The organism is Kitasatospora sp. NPDC058170 (assembly GCF_042883905.1).
GTDB lineage: Bacteria > Actinomycetota > Actinomycetes > Streptomycetales > Streptomycetaceae > Kitasatospora.
Map to the genome: position 1 here is coordinate 325,121 of NZ_JBHVUV010000002.1, position 17,394 is coordinate 342,514.

Consider the following 17,394-nt stretch of genomic DNA (forward strand, 5'->3'; position numbering starts at 1 on the left):
CACTCTGCCACCCGGTGCGACCCGGGCCGCCCGGCGGGCGGGCGGCCCGGGCGGAGCGCACCGCCGGCCCGCGGCGCGGGGCTCACCGGGCGTCCTCCCGTTCGCGCTGCCCGGAGGCCGTGCCGCCGCCGCGCAGCGCGCGCTCCAGGTCCTTCAGCGCCTGGAGCAGCAGCCGGGTACCGGCCTGCACGACGTCCCGCTGCACACCGGCCGGGGCGTCGGCCAGCCGCCGCTCCAGCGCCGCCTGCGCCTCCCGGAGCGGGCCGAAGTCCACCGTGCCGCCGGTGAGCAGCGCGGCCGCCGCCAGCGCCGTTCCCAGCCGCAGCTCCTCGGCGAAATCGGCGGTGCCGGGGACGGGGTCGGCGTCGGCGGCGGCGGCGGGCAGGTGCGCCTCCAGCAGCACGGCGGCCCGCCCGAGGTGGCCGACCGCCGCCCGGGCCCGGTCGATCTGGCGGCGGCTCACCCCGGGCAGCCCCGAGGAGTGCCGGCCCGGTTCGGCGTCCGCCCGCTGCATCGCCTGGAGCAGTTCGGAGCGGGCCTCCCGGGAGTCCAGCAGCGCCGAGCGCACCTCGGCCGCGCGCGACGCCCCCGGGTGCTCGTAGCCGTCGAGCACGGCGGCCGCGTACCGCCCGGCGGCGGCGAGCCACTCGGCCAGCCGCTCGCCGAGCCGGGCGGTCTGCCAGGTCGGGAACAGCGCGTAGACCAGCAGCGCGACCGAGCCGCCGAGCAGTGTGAGCCCGACCCGTTCCACCGCGGTGACCAGCGGGTTCCCGGCCTGGAGGCCGAGCAGGAAGACCACGTACGAGGAGACGCAGGCCGTCATCAGCGCGTAGCCCGTGCGCAGCGTGAGGTAGGCGCCGCCGATGCAGAGCACCGCGAGCGCGGCCAGCACCTGGTCGCCCGGGTCGGCGAGCTGCACCACCAGGGTGGAGACGGCGACGCCGACCATGGTCCCGGCCAGCCGGGCCACCCCGCGGCTGTAGGTCTGGGCGAAGTCGGGGCGCATCACCATCGCGGCGGTCATCGGCGCCCAGTAGCCGTGCTCGAAGCCGGCCAGCCGGGCCAGCAGGTACGCGACCGTGATCACGCCGGTGAGCCGGACGGCGTGCTGGAAGATCGCCGAGCGCGGTTGCAGCTGGCGGCGCACGGCGCGCGCGGCGACCGGCAGCATCCGGGACAGCGGCGGCTTGTGCAGTGCCCCGCCGGCGCCGACCACCGGGGTGCTGATGGTGTCCTCGTCGCCGCGCTCCAGGGCGTCGGCGGCCTTGCGCAGCAGCCCGGCCAGCCGCCGGGTGGCCCGCCGGGCGGCGCCCTGCAGCTGCGGGCCGTCGGCCGGGGTGGCCAGGGTGAGCGCGGGCGCGGAGCGGGGCAGCCGCAGGGGATCGCCGGTGCGCACGGCCCGGGCCAGGGCGTCCATCGCCTCGGCGGCGGCGGCCAGCACGGCCCGGGCGCGGTCGCGTTCCGGGCCCTCCGCGGGGGCGCCGACCTTGGGGTCCGCGATCGCGGCCAGGGTGGGGCGGATGCGTTCGGCGATGCCGCGCAGGCCGCGCAGCTCGGGCGGCCGGTGGCGGTCCTGCCAGGGGGTCAGCGCGGCGGCGTGGCGGGCCGTCATGAACGGGGCCGGGTCGACGTGCGCGGTCGGGTCCTGGCGCAGCCGCCTTGCGTAGTCGGCGAGTTCGGCGTAGGTGTCGGCGAGCGCCTCGCGCTGGGCGGACCAGCTGCCGATCGGCCAGAGCGTGATGACCAGCGCCTGGGCGGCGCCGCCGAGCGCGCAGACCAGCCCGTGTCCGAGCGCGGTGAGGGCGCTGACGGGCAGTTGGACGACGATCAGCATCACCGCGAGGGTGTTGGCCGCGACCACCCCGGCGGTCGGCCCGATCGACCAGGCCAGACCGGCCCCGAAGGCCCAGGCGGCGAGCAGCACCGGGAAGCCGCCGTTCACGCCGACGGCCAGGTAGCCGAGGAAGGTGCTGGTGCCGAGCCCGATCCCGGCCGCCACCGCGAGCGTGGCCCGCGGGCGGAAGCTGCGCTGGAAGGTCGCGGTGCCGGCGATGAAGGCGCCCATCGCGGCCGAGGTGGCGAGCGCGGGCCCGCCCAGTGCCAGGGTCGGGAAGAGCACCAGCGCGACGGCCACGGCCCCGCGGACCGCCCGCTTGGGGTCGGTGAGCGTCCGGTCCAGGGTCAGTCCGGTCCGCGCGGTGTCGCGGAGTGCGGCGAACCAGGACATAACGGTCAGCTTAGGGGAGCGGCGCCTTCCGGGAGCGGACGTCCCCGACGCGCGCCCCGAGCCAGCGCAGCGCGGCGGTCGGCAGGAAGACCGCGTCCGCCGCGATCATCGCCAGCGAGAAGACCGGCAGCCCGAGCAGCACCGCGATCCCCAGGTGCTCGGCCATCATCACCGCCAGCAGCACGTTCTTGACCCGCCGGCTGATCAGCGTGAACGGGAACGCCACCTGCACGATCACCGTGCCGTAGGAGATCAGGAAGACCGGCAGCAGCGCCGAGCCGACCAGCGCGGAGAGCCCCGGCCAGGGGGTGAAGTAGTCCAGGTGCAGCGGGTAGTAGAGCGCGGTGCCGTCCTGCCAGCGCGAGCCCTGCACCTTGTACCAGCCGGCCGTGGCGTAGATCAGCACCACCTCGGTGGCGATCACCAGCATCGCGCAGTTGTGCACCATGTTCGCCAGCGCGTCGAGCACCGCCCGCACTTCACCGTCCGGCCGCCACCTGCCGAGCGCCCACCAGACTCCGGCCACCGCCCACAGGCCCCAGAACAGCGGCGCCCAGCCGACGTACGGGAAGGCCGCCGCCGTCCAGGCCAGGCTGCCGCCGGAGAACCCCCCGAGGCCGCAGACCAGCAGCGCCGCGCCGAGCCCGGACCAGAGCGCCGGCCCCGCCCGGCCCGGCCCCGCCCGGCGGGCGTCCAGCGACCAGACCGCGGCGCAGCGGGTGAAGACCAGGTACACCGCCATCAGGTGGACGACGTTGTCCCCGCCGTCGCCGAGGAAGACGTTGCGGTTCTGCACCGACAGCACGGTGACCAGGAACAGCACGGTGGCCGCCCTGGTCCGCCAGCCGAGCACCACCGCCACGGCCGCCAGCACCGCCAGGTGGTAGACCAGCTCGAACCAGAGCCGCCCGCCGAACCAGGGCAGCACGGTCAGCGCCCCGTTGTCGGCGAGCAGCTGCTCGGCCAGGTCCAGCGACCAGGGCGAGCGGTCGCCGTACAGCAGCCGCCGGTTGGGCCACTCCCGCAGCAGGTAGGCCAGCCAGACCAGGCCGAAGCCGATCCGCACCACCGCCGCCTGGTAGGGGCCCAGCGCGCGCCCGGTGAACGCGGCGAAGGCGCGGGCGAACAGCTCCCCGGGGCCGGGGCCCCGGTCCGCCCGGGCCGGCTCCGCCCCGGGCGCCGCCGGCTGCCGCGGGATCCCCTCCAGCAGCCGCTGCTCCGGCAGCTGCTCCGGCTGCGGCTCCGGCAGCGGCTCCGACCCGTGGTCGGCCGCCCGGTCCGGCGCCGGCGACACCTCGTTCACCCGAGCCCCCGGTAGTCCTCGTCGTTCACCGGCCACCACAACAGCTCCCGCACCCGGGGCGCCGGCGGCGGGTTCTCCCCGCTCCAGTCCGGCGGCGGGACGGTGGTGGTGGTCACCCGGAACTGGATCTCCAGGATCCGCCCGCCCTCGGCGGTACGGCCGATCCGCTGCAGCGCGATCCGCTTGAGGTACTGCTCGGCGAGCCTGCCGCGCCCGTTGGCCGGCGACTCGTCCTGCGCGCTGTGCGAGCCGTCGTAGAAGTCCCAGGCCCGGCGCAGCAGGTTCTGGTCGGCGTGGCTGGGCGCCGGGTTGCCCCGTATCGCGGCGATGTCCTGCGCGGTGAGGCCGGTCCAGTCGAGGGTGCGGGTGGCCCCGCCGTCCGCGACGGTCCGCACCCGGGCGTCCAGGGCGACGTTCTGCTGCAGCGGGTTGGGCGCGAACAGCTTCCAGTTCTGCTCGAACTCCGGGTACACCAGGCCGTCGACCTCGTCCCGGTACTCCCGGGACAGCGAGTTGGCCGGCGCGACGTGCAGGAAGACCGCGCCGAGGAACAGCCCGGTGGCGGACAGCAGGACCGCCGAGGCCAGGCAGAGCACGGCCAGCGCGGGCGTGGACCAGGTCCGCCCGTCCGGCGGCGCGTCCGTGCTCTCCGCCATGCAGTCCCCCGGGGTCGGGCGCCGGCCGTCCGGCTCCGGCGCGGTCGCGCGCCCATCCTGCCCTACCGGCGGACCCTAGAGGACGAACGCGTCCCGGCCGCCGCTGGCGGCCATCGGACGGCCCGCGTCCTTCCAGGCGTACATGCCGCCGTCCACGTTGACCGCGTCCCGGCCCTGCTGGACCAGGTACTGGACGACCTGCGCGGAGCGCCCGCCGACCCGGCAGAGCACGTACAGCGTGCCCTCCTCGGGCAGCTCGCCCAGCCGCGCGACGACCTCGCCGATCGGGATGTGCAGGGCGCCCTCCACATGCCCGGCGTCCCACTCGTCCTGCTCGCGGACGTCCAGCAGGGCGGCGTCGACGGGCACGGAGGCGGCGTCGGTGGTGGGGATCTGCGCGAACATCGTCTGGTTCTCCTGGGGCTCGGTCTGGGCACCGCCATTGTCCCCCACCGGCCCGCCGCCGAGCAGCCGTTCCAGCTCGGCCTGCTGCGCGGCGGCCTTGGCGAGCAGCTGTTCGGCCAGCTCCTCCAGCAGGCGGTCCGGATCCTGCGGGGCGAGGGCCAGCAGCTGGCCCATCGCGGTGTTCTCCAGCCGGACCTGCTCGGTGGCGGTCTCGGCGATCTTGGCGGTGAGCCACTCCAGCCGTCGGCGCAGCCAGCCGAGCCGGTCGGGGGAGTCCTCGGCGGGTGCGGCCTCGGGCGCGGTGGACCACTCGCCGGCCAGCCGCTCCAGCGCGGCGGTGTCGCCGTACGCGTAGGCCTCGTTGACCCGGGCGATGAAGACGGCCCGGCGCTGCTGCTCGGCCCCGTCGGTGGTCAGGTCCGGGTGGGCCCGGCGGACCAGCTCGCGGTAGAGCCGCTGGGCGTCCCGGCCGGGCCTGACCTTGGCGGGCGCGGCCGGCGGCGGGGCGGCGTCCTGCTCCTGGACGCTGTCGAACAGCGCGTCCAGGTCCGGCAGCTCGTCCACCCGCTGACGCGCCTCGGCGGCCCGTCGCCGGTCCTCCGGGTGCCCGGTACGGGCGGCCACCGTCTCGGCGACCAGGGCGTCCAGCTCGTCCAGCCGGGCGTACAGCGGGCCGAGCAACTGGTGGTGGATCAGGGCGAAGTTGTCGATCTCGACCCGCAGGGTCTGCATGTCGACGTCCATCGTGAGCCAGGCGAGTTCGGCGGCGGCGACCCGCTCCTCCAGCTCCTGCTGCTCCGGGTCCGTCCAGCGGACGGGGCTCTGCGCGCTCACTTCTCGCCTCTGTCTCGTCCTGCTGTTCCCCTGCTGCGTACCGGCCCCGCGGGGCGGCCCGGCCTGCCACCCTACCCCCGCGCGCGCTGCTCCGACGGGGTGGACGGGGAGTGCGCAGCAGCGCACCCCGTGTGACACGCAACTGATATGGATGAATCTCCCCGTTTCGCTATCGAGCCCAGCCCTGTCCGTGCTTCGCTGGTATCCGCACAGCGTGCCTTCCTCCACAGAAACGGCCGCCTCCAGGCGTGGCGGCCAGGCGGGAGCAGACCGAATCCATGGCGGACGAGCCCAACTCCACACCGCTTCCAGCCGGCCCCGCGACGGGGTACGGCGCCGGGCCCGCGCCTGGTGACCAGCCGTCAGGCGTGGTCGCCCTGGTGCGGCTCGCCCTCGTCCTGGTGGACGGGGCAGGGCGGATCGCCCAGTGGAGCAGGGCCGCCGAGGAGCTGTTCGGGCACCGCGCCGAGGTCGCGCACGACCGCCCCGCGACCGGCCTGCTACCCGCCGTCGAGCCGCGGAGCATCCCCGGCCCGGCCGCCGCCGCCCGCCGCCGCTGCGACGCGCTGGACACCCTGGCCGGGCTCACCGCCGCCACCGGCGGCGGGTGGGCCGGGCAGATGCCCGTGATCGACCGCGAGGAGCACCTGCGCGACGTGCTCTGGTGGGCCTACCCGCTGCCCGGCCCGGGCGGCGGCCTGCTGGCGCTGGCCGCCGACGCCCGCCCGCTGCGCTCGACAGGCCCCCGGCTCGCCCTGGGCGAGCGCCTGCTGCCGTTCGCCGCCGCGCCCGCCGCCCGGGGCGGCTTCCACCGGCTCTCCGCCGCCCTGACCCCGCCCGGCCGCCCGGTGCCGGAGCCGCTCGCCCGGCTGCTGCCGGCCGGCGCCGGCCGACGGGCCGCCCTGCTGGGCGGGCTCGACCGGGGCGGCCTGCCCGCGCTGCGGCTGGACCCGAGCACCGTGCTGCCCGTCCTGCCCGCCGACGCCCAGCCGGGGACGGCCCACGCCGCCGCCGGGCTGGGCCGCCGCTACCCCACCGCCCAGCAGCGCGCCGCCCGGCTCGGTCCGCCGCCGCAGCCCGAGCAGTCCGCCCCCGGCCGCCGTCCGGCGGGCCCGCTGCCCGGCCAGCGCGAGGCGGCGGACCGGCCCGCCCAGCCGGCCGCGCAGCCCGCCGGCGCCGTGAGCGGCGCGTCGGCGAGCGCCGGTCCGTCCGTCCCGGCCCCGCCCAGAGGAGGCGCCACCATCGAGCAGGCCGCCGTCGAGCCGTCCGCCAACGGCCACCAGACCCGCCGGGCCGACGCCGTCCCCGGCACCGGCGCCCCCGGCACCGGCCAGAGCACCGCCCCGCCGGCCGACCGGCCCGCCGTCCCGGCCCCGGCGGGTAGCACCCTGTCGTCCCTCGGCCGGGAGGGCGGCGCACCCCAGGGCGGCCGGTTCGGCCCCTTCGTCACCAACGGCCAGGCCGGCGAGCAGCTGGCCCTGCTGAACGAGGTCGGCGGCAAGGTCGGCACCACCCTGGACCTCGGCTTCACGGCCCACGAGCTCTGCCGGGTGCTCGTCCCCCGGGTCGCCGACTTCGCCTGCGTCGACCTGCTGGACGGCCTGATCTCCGACTCCGAGCTGCCCGCGGCCCGCCCGGACGACGACACCATGCTCCGCCGGGTCGCCCTGGCCTCCAACGAGTCCGCCGGCGAGTGGGACCACGTGCTCCCCGAGGGCGCCCTGGTCGCCATGCCCCGCCGCACCCCGCCCGGGATGGCCCTCCAGCAGAACCAGCCGGTGCTGGTCCCCGTGGTCAGCGAGGACGTCGCCGTCGACTACGCCGCCGCACTCGGCGGCGCCCGGCTCGCCACGGTGGTCTCCGGCCGCTCGATGCTGGTGGTGCCGCTCTCCGCGCGCGGCACCGTGCTCGGCATCCTCAAACTGCTGCGGCTGCCCGACCGCGACCCCTTCGACGAGGGCGACGCCGCCACCCTCAAGGAGCTGGCCGCCCGCGCCGCGCTGTCCCTGGACAACGCCCGGCTGCACCGCGCCGAGGCCCGGGTCGCCACCACCCTGCAGCGCTCGATGATCCCGACCCGCCCGCCGCAGATCCCCGGCGTGCAGATCGCCCACCGCTACCTCCCGGGCGACTCCAAGGCCGAGGTCGGCGGCGACTGGTTCGACGCGATCCAGCTGCCCGGCAGCCGGGTCGCCCTGGTGGTCGGCGACGTGATGGGCCACGGTCTGCACTCCGCCGCGGCGATGGGCCGCTTCCGCACCGCGATGCAGACCCTCGCCGCGCTGGACCTGCCGCCCGGCCAGCTGCTGCGCCACCTGGACAACCTGGCCCACAAGCTCGGCGACGACCACCTCGCCACCTGCCTGTACGCGGTCTACGACCCGATCAACCGGACGTGCGAGCTGGCCAGCGCCGGACACGTCCCGCCGGTCCTGGTCCACCCCGACGGCACCGGCGAGCTGCTGGAGATCCCGGCCGGGGCGCCGATCGGCGTCGGCGGGGTGCCGTTCGTCGCCAAGACCATCGACGTCTCGGACGGCTCGATGCTGGTGCTCTGCACCGACGGACTGGTCGAGGTCAGGGGCGGCGACATAGGAGCGGGCCTGGCCGCGCTCTGCGGCAACCTGATCGACCCGCAGCGCAGCCCCGAGGAGGCCTGCGACGTGGTGCTGGAGCGGCTGCACTCGGACGACCGCAAGGACGACGTCGCCCTCCTGGTGGCCCGCTTCGACGGCGTCTCCCCGACCGAGGTCGCCACCTGGGACCTCACCGTCGACCACCGCGAGGTCCGCCGGGCCCGCGCGCTGGTCCGCGAGCAGCTGGCCGGCTGGCACCTGGAGGCACTCGCGGACACCACCGAGCTCCTGGTCAGCGAGCTGGTGACGAACGCCGTCAGGGTCGCCCGGGACCGGGTGCAGCTCCAGCTGATCCGGGTGGACAAGCTGCTGGTCGAGGTCAGCGACGACAACCACAACCTGCCGTCCCTGGAGCCCGCCGAGCAGCTCGGCGAGACCGGCCGGGGCCTGACCCTGGTCACCAAGCTCGCCGAGCGCTGGGGCACCGCCCGCAAGGCCGTCGGCAAGGTGGTCTGGTTCGAACTCCCGCTGCCAACGAAGGCGCCCGGCGCCTGACCACAGGCGCCGGGCGGCGGCTCAGGGGATCGCCGCCCCCGCGGAGGCCCGGCGCCGGGCCTCCGCCGCGACCTCCTTCGAGGCGGCGGTGGCCACCGAGGTCGCGGCGACGACCCCGGCCAGCACCCGCGGCCAGAAGTCCCCGAACACCTCCACCGAGACGGCGATCAACAGCGCGGTGATCACCGCGACCACGTGCTCCAGACCCGCCAGGTTCGGCAGGACGACCGCCTCGCCGACCATCAGCACCACCACCAGGCCGCCGGTGAACCAGGCCCGGCAGCGGAACGCGATGCAGATCGCCAGCGCCACCACCGCGGCCGACGGCCCGGTGTCCCGCACGTAGGCGACCCACTTGGGGAAGCCGAACATGTGGTCCGGCCCGATCGCCACCCCGACCCGGGCGAACAGCGTCCCCGCCAGGGTGCAGACGTAGGCGACCACCAGGGTCAGCCGCCGGCCGAGCACGATCTCGGCGATGCCGAAGACCACGAACACCTGGGCCAGCGCGCCCCAGACCGGCAGGTCCAGCGCCGGCACGTACAACGACAGCGGTGTGCGCAACAGCGACACGTCCAGCGGCAGCGCGGCCTTCACCACCCCGATGTGGGTGACGAGCCGCTCCCCGCCCGGCAGGTGTTGCACGATGCTGAACAGCAGAATCAGACAGGTCGCCGTGGTGGCGAGCGGAACGGCGGCGAACTTCTTGCGCAGCACCTGCTCGCGAACCGTCCCGAACAGCGTCCCCCACTCGGCGACAGCGGCCGCTCCGGCAATAGCCAGCGGCCCCTTTCGCACGCCCCCCGCGTGGGTCCTGTGAATCACAACAGTCTCTCCAAATCCCCGAAGCCGCGAAACGCCTTCCCGACTACCCCAACATTAGAAGCCGATTAATGAATCCACATCGGCATAAAAGGTGGAACGGCGTCATCCTCTGGGGGGAGAGAACACCCCGAGACACCCCCAACCGGACGACCCGGTCTCCTCCGCCCCCCGGCGGAGGAACTACCCCTTCCCATCCCGCGCCGCCGTCGGCACCCGGGGCGCCGCGACGGCGGGTCCGGAGTGTCGGCGACGGAACAGGGCGGGCAGGCTCGGCGCGGTGATGAAGCCCTCGGCACGGGCGCTGGCGATGCCGATCCGCGGAATCTCGCTGCTCTTCTCGAAGAGCAGATACCGCGGCTCCCAGATCGGCCGGTACTTGGCGTTGGCCCGGTACAGCGATTCGATCTGCCACCAGCGCGAGAAGAAGCCGAGTACGGAGCGCCACAGCCGCAGCACCGGTCCGGCGCCGAGACGCGAACCGCGCTCGAAAACCGAGCGGAACATCGCGAAGTTCAACGAGACCCGGGCCAGGCCGACCTCCTCCGCACGCTGCAGGAGTTCGATCACCATGAACTCCATCAGGCCGTTCTCGGTGTCCCGGGCCCGGCGCATCAGGTCCAGCGAGAGCCCGTCCGCACCCCACGGCACGAAGCTCAGCAGCGCCTTCAGCTCGCCGTCCCCGTCATGGCACTCCAGCATCACGCAGCGCCCGTCCCCCGGGTCGCCCAGCCGGCCGAGCGCCATCGAGAAGCCGCGCTCGGTGGCACCGTCGCGCCACTGGTCGGCCTTGGCCACCAGCTCGGCCATCTCGTACTCGGGGATGTCCTGGTGCCGCCGGATCCGCACGGTGTACCCGGCCCGCTTGACCCGGTTGTACGCCTGGCGCACCACCCGCATCGCCCGGCCGTCGAGCGAGAACTCGTCCAGCTCGACGATCGCCTCGTCGCCCAGCTCCAGCGCGTCCAGCCCGTGCCGGGCGTAGATCACCCCGGCCTCCTCGGAGGCCCCCATCACGGCCGGCGCCCAGGCGTGCTCCCTGGCCTCGGACAGCCAGGCCTCGATCGCCCCCGGCCAGGCCTCCGGGTCCCCGATCGGGTCGCCCGAGGCCAGCGAGACACCACCGACCACCCGGTAGGTCACCGCCGCCTTGCCGCTGGGGGAGAAGACCACCGCCTTGTCCCGGCGCAGGGCGAAGTAGCCCAGCGAGTCCCGCTCGCCCTGCTTGTCCAGCAGCCCGCGCAGCCGCTCCTCGTCCTCCGGGTTCAGCAGCTCCTTGTCCTTGGGGCTGCGGAACGCCACGTAGAGCACCAGCAGGAAGAGCACCGCGCCCATCGCGTTGATGAAGGCGTTCACCCAGGTCGGCGCCGAGATCACCGAGCGCAGGTGCTCGGACGGCGTGATCGTGATCATCCGGCCGACCGAGTAGCGGAAGAGGTCCCAGAAGTCGGCGCCCTTGAGGCTGTTGTTCATCCAGACCAGCAGCGCCCCGACGCCGCCGCCGAACAGCAGGCCGGCCACGAAGGCCGCCGCCGCGGTCTTCGGGTTGGAGCGGTCGCCCTTGGAGGTGAACTCCTTCCGCCCGACCAGCAGTGCCAGCACGAACAGACAGGTCAGCACGGTGGAGAAGTAGTTCAGCGGGTGGTGGCTGAAGTGCTCGCCGGGCAGCACCATCGCGATCAGGTAGAGCGTCGCGAACAGCCCCGCCAGAGCCAGGTTGAAGATCCACGCGGCCCGCTTGCGCCGCCGCATCGCGATCGCCAGGAAGATCGACAGCACCGCGCTGGCGAGGCCGGCCGTCATCAGGTACGGCGTGAAGTACTCGCCCTCGTTGTGCGTCTGGACCTGGTCCCGGAACGGCACCAGCAGCACCGTCGCGAGGTTCAGCAGGGCCAGCAGCCGCAGGTACCAGACGGTGGCCGCGGCGGCCCTGGGACGCCAGCGCTCGAGCGGCGAAACGGGCCGGGGCCCGGCGGACGCGGCGGACGGGTCCGACTTCACAGTGGACGACACAGCTCAATTCCAAACGATCAGATGGTGGGGCGCATCCGCACACGGCCCGGCGCCGGGCGCCCGCACGGGCCCGACGGACTGACCAGCGACCCTCGCCACGGCCGGAAAACCGGCGAAGGGCCAGCCAAATCCATGGTTCCGCACCGCGGGTGAGAATTGCGTGAACCCGGTAGCCGATTCCGACCCCCGCCGAACGGCGGGGGTGCCCGGACGACCGCCCGTTCGGCCGGGCGTACCCGCTGCCCACCCGGCCCGGCGGCGCCGCACGGGCGGGCCCGGCGGCGCCGCGCAGGCGGGAGTTTGACGACAGGCCCTAGTCTCGAATCCACCCATGCGGAGCGGCCGGAGCCGGCCGCTCGACCCGAGGAGGGACCATCACCACCACCCGCGTGCTGATCGTCGACGACGAGATCCTGGTCCGCTCCGGCCTCGGCCTCATCGTCGGCTCCGCCCACGACCTGGAGGTGGTCGGCGACTGCTCCGGAGGACAGGCCGAGGACCACGTCCAGCGCCTGCGCCCGCACGTGGTGCTGCTCGACATCCGGATGCCCGACCTGGACGGCATCTCGGTGCTGCGCCGGCTCCGCGCCCTTCCGGACCCTCCCGCCGTGGCGATGCTCACCACCTTCGACACCGACGAGTACATCGGCACCGCGCTGCGGGCCGGCGCCGCCGGCTTCCTGCTCAAGGACACCGCCCCGGAACAGCTGGTGCACGCCGTCCGGGTGCTCGCGGCCGGCGGCAACATCCTCTCCCCCACCGTCACCCGCACCGTGATCGGCGGCTACGTGGACGGCGGCGGTCCGGACGCCGAGGCCGCCGCACTCGCCCGCACCCTCACCGGCCGGGAGCTCGACGTGCTCGCCCTGCTCGGCGAGGGCCTGTCCAACGCGGAGATCGCCGACCGGCTCTTCCTCGGCACCGGCACGGTCAAGGACCACATCAGCGCGATCCTCGGAAAGCTGGGCGCCGCCAACCGGGTGCAGGCCGCCGTGGTCGCCCACCGGGCCGGCCTGGTCCGGCCCAAACCCGGCAACGGGGCATGACCAGCGCCGACCTCGCCCCCGCACGACGGCTGCCGGCCTGGGCCACCGCCCCCTGGCTGATGCTGCTGCTGCCGGCCCTCTACTCCCTGGTGGACGCCGCGCTGGTGGCCAGGGACGCCCCCTGGTGGCAGGTCCTGCTCTCCGCCACGGCCGCCGTGGTGCTGCTCTGGCGCCGGCGCTTCCCGGTGACGGTGCTGCTGCTGACCATGCCCGGCAGCTACATCGACGACATCTGGCTCGCCCCGATCACCGCCGTCTACACCGTCGCCGCCGAGCGCCCCGCCCCCCGGGTGGTGGTGCCCTGCGCGACCCTGTTCGCGCTGGTCGAGTTCTTCCACTGGCCGCTGTCCGACCAGAGCTTCGAACCGAGCCGGGACACCGCGCTGTACGCGATCCAGTCGGTGATGCTGGCCGCCGGCCCGGCCGCCACCGGGCTGCTCTCCCGCACCCGCCGGGAGCTGGCCGCCCGGCTGGACGAACTGACCCGCGGCCAGGAGCGCGAGAGCCGGCTGCTCGCCGAGCGGGTGCTGATCAGCGAGCGCGGCCGACTGGCCCGGGAGATGCACGACGTGGTCTCCCACCAGGTCAGCCTGATCAGCATCCAGGCCGGCGCGCTCCAGGTGAGCACCGCCGACCCGGCCGCCGCGACCACCGCCCGCACCATCCGCGAGCTGTCCGTGCGCACCCTCGACGAGCTGCGCCAGATGGTCGGCGTGCTCCGCGGCGCCGGACTGCGCCCGGACGCCCCACTGGCCCCGCAGCCGCGGCTGGCCGACCTGCCCCGGCTGATCGAGGAGAGCGGCCTGGCCGCCGACAGCGAACTGGCCCCCGGCGACCGCCCCTGGCCGGAGGCGGTCGAACGGGCCGCCTACCGGACCGTCCAGGAGGCGCTCACCAACATCACCAAGTACGCGCCGGACGCCACCGTCCACGTCCGGGTCGGCACCAGCGGCCGCCGGCTGCAGGTGGAGGTCCACAACGACGCGCCCCCGACCGTGCCCGGCGAGCCGCTGCCCGGCGGCGGCCACGGCCTGGTCGGCCTGCGCGAGCGCGCCCAGCTGCTCGGCGGCACCCTGGCCGCCGGCCCCACCCCGGAGGGCGGCTTCACGGTCCGCGCCGACCTGCCCGCCACCCGGGACTGACCCGCGGCCGCACCCGGAACGGGTCCGGTAGCCGGTAGCCAGAAGTCCGGAGTCCGGGGCCGGGACAACAAAAAAACCCCGCAGATCCGAAGATCTGCGGGGTTTCGCTGTGCGCGAGGGGGGAGTTGAACCCCCACGCCCTTTCGGGCACTGGAACCTGAATCCAGCGCGTCTGCCTATTCCGCCACCCGCGCATGGGTGTTTGTCGTAGATGCCAGCCGATCAACCGAGCTGCTCGCTACCATATGGCGTTCGCGGCTCTTCGATCCGGCGCCCTTGCGGGTGCCCCTTCCGACGTGGAAAACAGTAGCACGACCTGCGGGTCACCTCCGAATCCGCTTCCCGGGGAGGCCGAACGCATCCGAACGGCTGCCCGGCGAACAGGCGAGCGAGGGATGAGGGGCCCCGGGGACGGGTAGCCCTGGCATGCTGCCGCAGTCATGCGTCACCCTGTGTGTCCGAGCCCACCCCGGGCACCACACGGCCACGGGAACCGTACGGATGGCCCGGGCGTGGATACGATCAGTACGGAAGTACCGCAAGTAGGCGCGACCGGCTCCCCGGGATCCGGTCGGCAGGCAGGCGAACGAAACCCTGGAAGGGGGTGCCCCGTGGGAGTGCTGAAGAAGTTCGAGCAGCGACTCGAGGGTCTCGTCAACGGCACCTTCGCCAAGGTGTTCAAATCCGAGGTCCAGCCCGTGGAGATCGCCGGCGCGCTGCAGCGCGAGTGCGACAACAACGCGAGCATCTGGAACCGCGACCGCACCGTCGTGCCCAACGACTTCATCGTCGAGCTGAGCCCGCACGACCACGAGCGCCTGAGCCCCTACTCCGGCCAACTGGGCAGCGAGCTCGCCGGCATGGTCCGCGAGTACGCCGAGGCCCAGCGGTACAGCTTCATGGGCCCGCTGCAGGTGAACCTGGAGAAGGCCGACGATCTCGACACCGGCCTGTACCGGGTGCGCAGCCGCACCCTCGCGGCCGAGGAGCCCCAGCAGCAGGCGCCCCCGCAGGCCCCGCCGGCCCCGCACCAGCCCACCCAGGGCGGCTACGGCCGCCCGCCGGCCGCCCAGGCCCCCGGCGCACCGTGGCAGCAGCAGAACGCCGCCCCCTACGGAGCGCCCCCGCCGCCGGCCGCGCCGCCCGCCGTACCCCCGGGTCAGCCCGCCCCCGCCGCCGGCAACGTGCGCCCGTTCCCGGGCGCCGGCCACGGCACCTCCGTGCGGCGCTGGATCGAGGTGAACGGCGCCCGCCACCAGATCACCGGGAACGCCTGCGTGCTCGGCCGCTCCACCGAGGCGGACGTGCGCATCGACGACCCCGGGGTCTCCCGCAAGCACGCCGAGATCCGTCCCGGCACCCCGTCGATGGTGCTCGACCTGGGCTCCACCAACGGCATCGTGGTGGACGGACAGCACACCCAGCGCGCTACGCTCCGCGACGGCTCGCGAATCGTCGTGGGCTCCACCACCATCGTCTACCGACAGGTCGAAGGGTAGTGTCCGATTTGTTCGCTCGCTTCGCTCACTCACGGGCGGGCCGGCCATGTCAGAACTGACCCTGACGGTCATGCGGCTGGGTTTCCTCGCCGTGCTGTGGCTGTTCGTCATCGTCGCGGTCCAGGTGATCCGCAGCGACCTGTTCGGGACCAGGGTGAACCCCCGGTCCTCCCGCCGGGGCGCTGCCGCGGCCGCCGCCGCACCCGCACCCGCGCCCGGGCGCGCCCCGCAGCCGCAGGGCGCCCCGGCCACCCAGACCCAGGGCGGCGGGCGCCGCCGCGGCGCCCCCACCCAGCTGGTCGTGGTGCAGGGTTCGCTGGCCGGCACCACCGTCGCGCTGCAGGGCCAGACCATCACCCTGGGCCGCGCGCACGACTCCACCATCGTGCTGGACGACGACTACGCGTCCTCCCGGCATGCCAGGATCTATCCGGATCAGACTGGGCAGTGGACGGTCGAGGATCTAGGCTCCACCAACGGCACCTATCTGGACCGGCAGCGCCTGACCGCGCCGATGCCGCTCCAGCCGGGCATGCCGATCCGTATCGGCAGGACCGTCATCGAACTGCGGAAGTAGTAGCGCATGAGGGACAGCATCCCGTCCATGACCCAGAGGGGGGCTCAGGTCGCATGACCCTGGTGCTGCGCTTCGCCGCCGGCTCCCACAAGGGACTGATCCGGGAGGGGAACGAGGACTCCGGCTATGCCGGGCCGCGGCTGCTGGCCGTGGCCGACGGCATGGGCGGCGCCGCGGCCGGCGAGGTCGCGTCCTCCGAGGTGCTCGGCTCGATCGTCCGCCTGGACGAGGACGTGCCGGGCGCCGACCTGCTGACCCTGCTCGGTGACGCCGTCCAGGGCGCCAACGACCGGCTGCGGCAGATGGTCGAGGAGGACCCGCAGCTGGAGGGCATGGGCTGCACCCTCACCGCGATGCTCTGGACCGGGCAGCGGATGGGCCTGGTGCACGTCGGCGACTCCCGTGCCTACCTGCTGCGCGACGGCGCGCTGGTGCAGATCACCCAGGACCACACCTGGGTGCAGCGGCTGGTCGACGAGGGCCGGATCACGCCCGAGGAGGCCGAGACCCACCCGCAGCGCTCGCTGCTGATGCGGGCACTGGACGGCCGCGGCCAGGTCGAGCCCGACCTGTCGATCCGCGAGGTCCGGGCCGGCGACCGCTACCTGATCTGCTCCGACGGCCTCTCCGGCCCGGTCAGCCACCAGACCCTCCAGGACACCCTCGGGAGCTACTACTCCCCCGAGCAGACCGTGCAGGAGCTGATCCAGCTCGCGCTGCGCGGCGGCGGTCCGGACAACATCACCTGCATCGTGGCGGACGTCATCGACGTCGGCGCCACCGACACCCTGAGCGGCCAGTACAACGACGTCCCGGTGGTGGTCGGCGCGGTCGCCGAGACCCCGCCGTCCTCGACCGCCGCCGACCAGTCGATCCGCGACACCCCGGCCGGCCGGGCGGCCGGCCTCGGGCGTGCCCCGCAGGGCGCCTTCGGCCCCCCCGAGGGCTACGACGGCGGCTACCAGGGCGCCGCCCCGGCCGGCTTCGGCCCGGCCGAGGGCTACGACGGGTACGGCGCCGGCGAGCCGTCGGTGTACGGCACCGAGGAGTTCGACGACGAGGACCGGCCCAAGCGCAAGGGCAAGGCGCTGAAGCTCTCGCTGGTGGCGCTGGTCTCCCTCGGCCTGCTCGGCGGCGCCGGGTTCTTCGGCTACCAGTGGACCCAGGACCAGTACTACGTGGGCGTCGACGGCGACCACGTCGCGGTCTACCAGGGCATCAACCAGAGCCTGGCCGGCCTGAGCCTGTCCTCGGTGCACACCTCGTACAAGGACGTCGAGCTCAAGTTCCTGCCGCAGGACCAGCGCACCCACGTCACCAACACCATCTCGGCCGGCAGCCTGGGCGACGCCGACGCCACGGTGAAGAAGCTCGGCGAGCAGGTCACCTTCTGCCGGAAGGTCTCCGACGCCAGGACGGCCGCGGCCAACCCGGCGGTGCCGGGCACCCAGCCGACGGCGCAGCCCACCGCCGCGCCCGCCGGTGCGGTGACGCACGTCGGGTTCCTCGCGGCCACCACGCCCAGCCCGAACGCGAGCCTGCGGGGCCCGGCCGCGGCCGCTCCGACGGCCACCCCGACCCCGACCGCCACGCCGAGCACGGCCGCGCCCAGCCAGAGCGCCGCGGCCCCGGCCGCCGGTACGCCGGGCGAGCTGCCGGGCCTGAGCGACGAGGAGCGGCAGCGCGCCGACTCCTGCCCCAAGCCGTGACGGCCGCGACCCGACATAGGGCCGCCCGGC

General features: G+C 74.5%; 12 protein-coding genes and 1 tRNA gene. 6 read left to right on the forward strand and 7 right to left on the reverse strand.

From position 1 onward, the window contains the following. Positions 1-82 precede the first annotated feature (82 nt). The 4 genes from ACFVVX_RS04385 to ACFVVX_RS04400 form a co-directional block, all read right to left on the reverse strand. A complete protein-coding gene (locus tag ACFVVX_RS04385) occupies positions 83-2,227 on the reverse strand; it encodes an FUSC family protein (RefSeq protein ID WP_387941244.1) in 2,145 nt (714 codons plus the stop codon). Between the two features lie 10 nt (positions 2,228-2,237). After that, a complete protein-coding gene (locus tag ACFVVX_RS04390) occupies positions 2,238-3,530 on the reverse strand; it encodes an HTTM domain-containing protein (protein WP_387941246.1) in 1,293 nt (430 codons plus the stop codon). Beyond that, positions 3,527-4,186 carry a DUF5819 family protein gene (locus tag ACFVVX_RS04395; protein WP_387941248.1) on the reverse strand — a complete coding sequence of 220 codons (660 nt, stop codon included), beginning with the start codon at positions 4,184-4,186 and terminating at the stop codon, positions 3,527-3,529. Before ACFVVX_RS04395 ends, ACFVVX_RS04390 begins: the two co-directional genes overlap by 4 nt. Before the next feature lie 75 nt (positions 4,187-4,261). Next, complete coding sequence (locus ACFVVX_RS04400) at positions 4,262-5,425, reverse strand: rhodanese-like domain-containing protein (protein ID WP_387941250.1); 1,164 nt, start codon at positions 5,423-5,425, stop codon at positions 4,262-4,264. Between the two features lie 278 nt (positions 5,426-5,703). Here ACFVVX_RS04400 and ACFVVX_RS04405 point away from each other — a divergent pair, with 278 nt between their 5' ends. Next, positions 5,704-8,556, forward strand: coding sequence for a SpoIIE family protein phosphatase (locus ACFVVX_RS04405; RefSeq protein ID WP_387941252.1), 2,853 nt, complete (start codon positions 5,704-5,706; stop codon positions 8,554-8,556). A 21-nt stretch (positions 8,557-8,577) separates the two neighbouring features. Here the strand turns inward: ACFVVX_RS04405 and ACFVVX_RS04410 are convergent, their stop codons facing one another. Beyond that, positions 8,578-9,354: a hypothetical protein gene (locus ACFVVX_RS04410; protein WP_387941254.1), complete on the reverse strand. Its 777-nt coding sequence runs from the start codon at positions 9,352-9,354 to the stop codon at positions 8,578-8,580. A gap of 207 nt (positions 9,355-9,561) precedes the next feature. Then, positions 9,562-11,391, reverse strand: coding sequence for a phosphatidylglycerol lysyltransferase domain-containing protein (locus ACFVVX_RS04415; protein ID WP_387941256.1), 1,830 nt, complete (start codon positions 11,389-11,391; stop codon positions 9,562-9,564). 392 nt (positions 11,392-11,783) lie between these two features. On the opposite strand from ACFVVX_RS04415, the gene ACFVVX_RS04420 reads away from it, so the two are divergent. After that, on the forward strand, positions 11,784-12,437 hold the full coding sequence (locus ACFVVX_RS04420; RefSeq protein WP_387941315.1) for a response regulator: 654 nt from the start codon (positions 11,784-11,786) through the stop codon (positions 12,435-12,437). Further along, positions 12,434-13,579 (forward strand): sensor histidine kinase, encoded by a 1,146-nt coding sequence (locus ACFVVX_RS04425; protein WP_387941258.1) that lies wholly within the window; start codon positions 12,434-12,436, stop codon positions 13,577-13,579. The genes ACFVVX_RS04420 and ACFVVX_RS04425 overlap by 4 nt, the downstream gene beginning before the upstream one ends. 110 nt (positions 13,580-13,689) lie before the next feature. Here ACFVVX_RS04425 and ACFVVX_RS04430 read toward each other — a convergent pair. Then, positions 13,690-13,773: transfer RNA gene (locus ACFVVX_RS04430), tRNA-Leu, on the reverse strand. 417 nt (positions 13,774-14,190) lie between these two features. Here ACFVVX_RS04430 and ACFVVX_RS04435 point away from each other — a divergent pair. Genes ACFVVX_RS04435 through ACFVVX_RS04445 form a run of 3 tightly spaced genes read left to right on the forward strand, consistent with a single transcriptional unit; the run spans position 14,191 to position 17,364 of the window. After that, the gene (locus ACFVVX_RS04435) at positions 14,191-15,078 is read left to right on the forward strand and encodes an FhaA domain-containing protein (protein WP_387941260.1); all 888 of its coding nucleotides are present in this window, start codon (positions 14,191-14,193) and stop codon (positions 15,076-15,078) included. 46 nt (positions 15,079-15,124) lie between these two features. Next, positions 15,125-15,655 carry an FHA domain-containing protein gene (locus ACFVVX_RS04440; protein ID WP_387941262.1) on the forward strand — a complete coding sequence of 177 codons (531 nt, stop codon included), beginning with the start codon at positions 15,125-15,127 and terminating at the stop codon, positions 15,653-15,655. 53 nt (positions 15,656-15,708) lie between these two features. After that, positions 15,709-17,364 carry a PP2C family protein-serine/threonine phosphatase gene (locus ACFVVX_RS04445; RefSeq protein ID WP_387941264.1) on the forward strand — a complete coding sequence of 552 codons (1,656 nt, stop codon included), beginning with the start codon at positions 15,709-15,711 and terminating at the stop codon, positions 17,362-17,364. Positions 17,365-17,394: the final 30 nt, after the last annotated feature.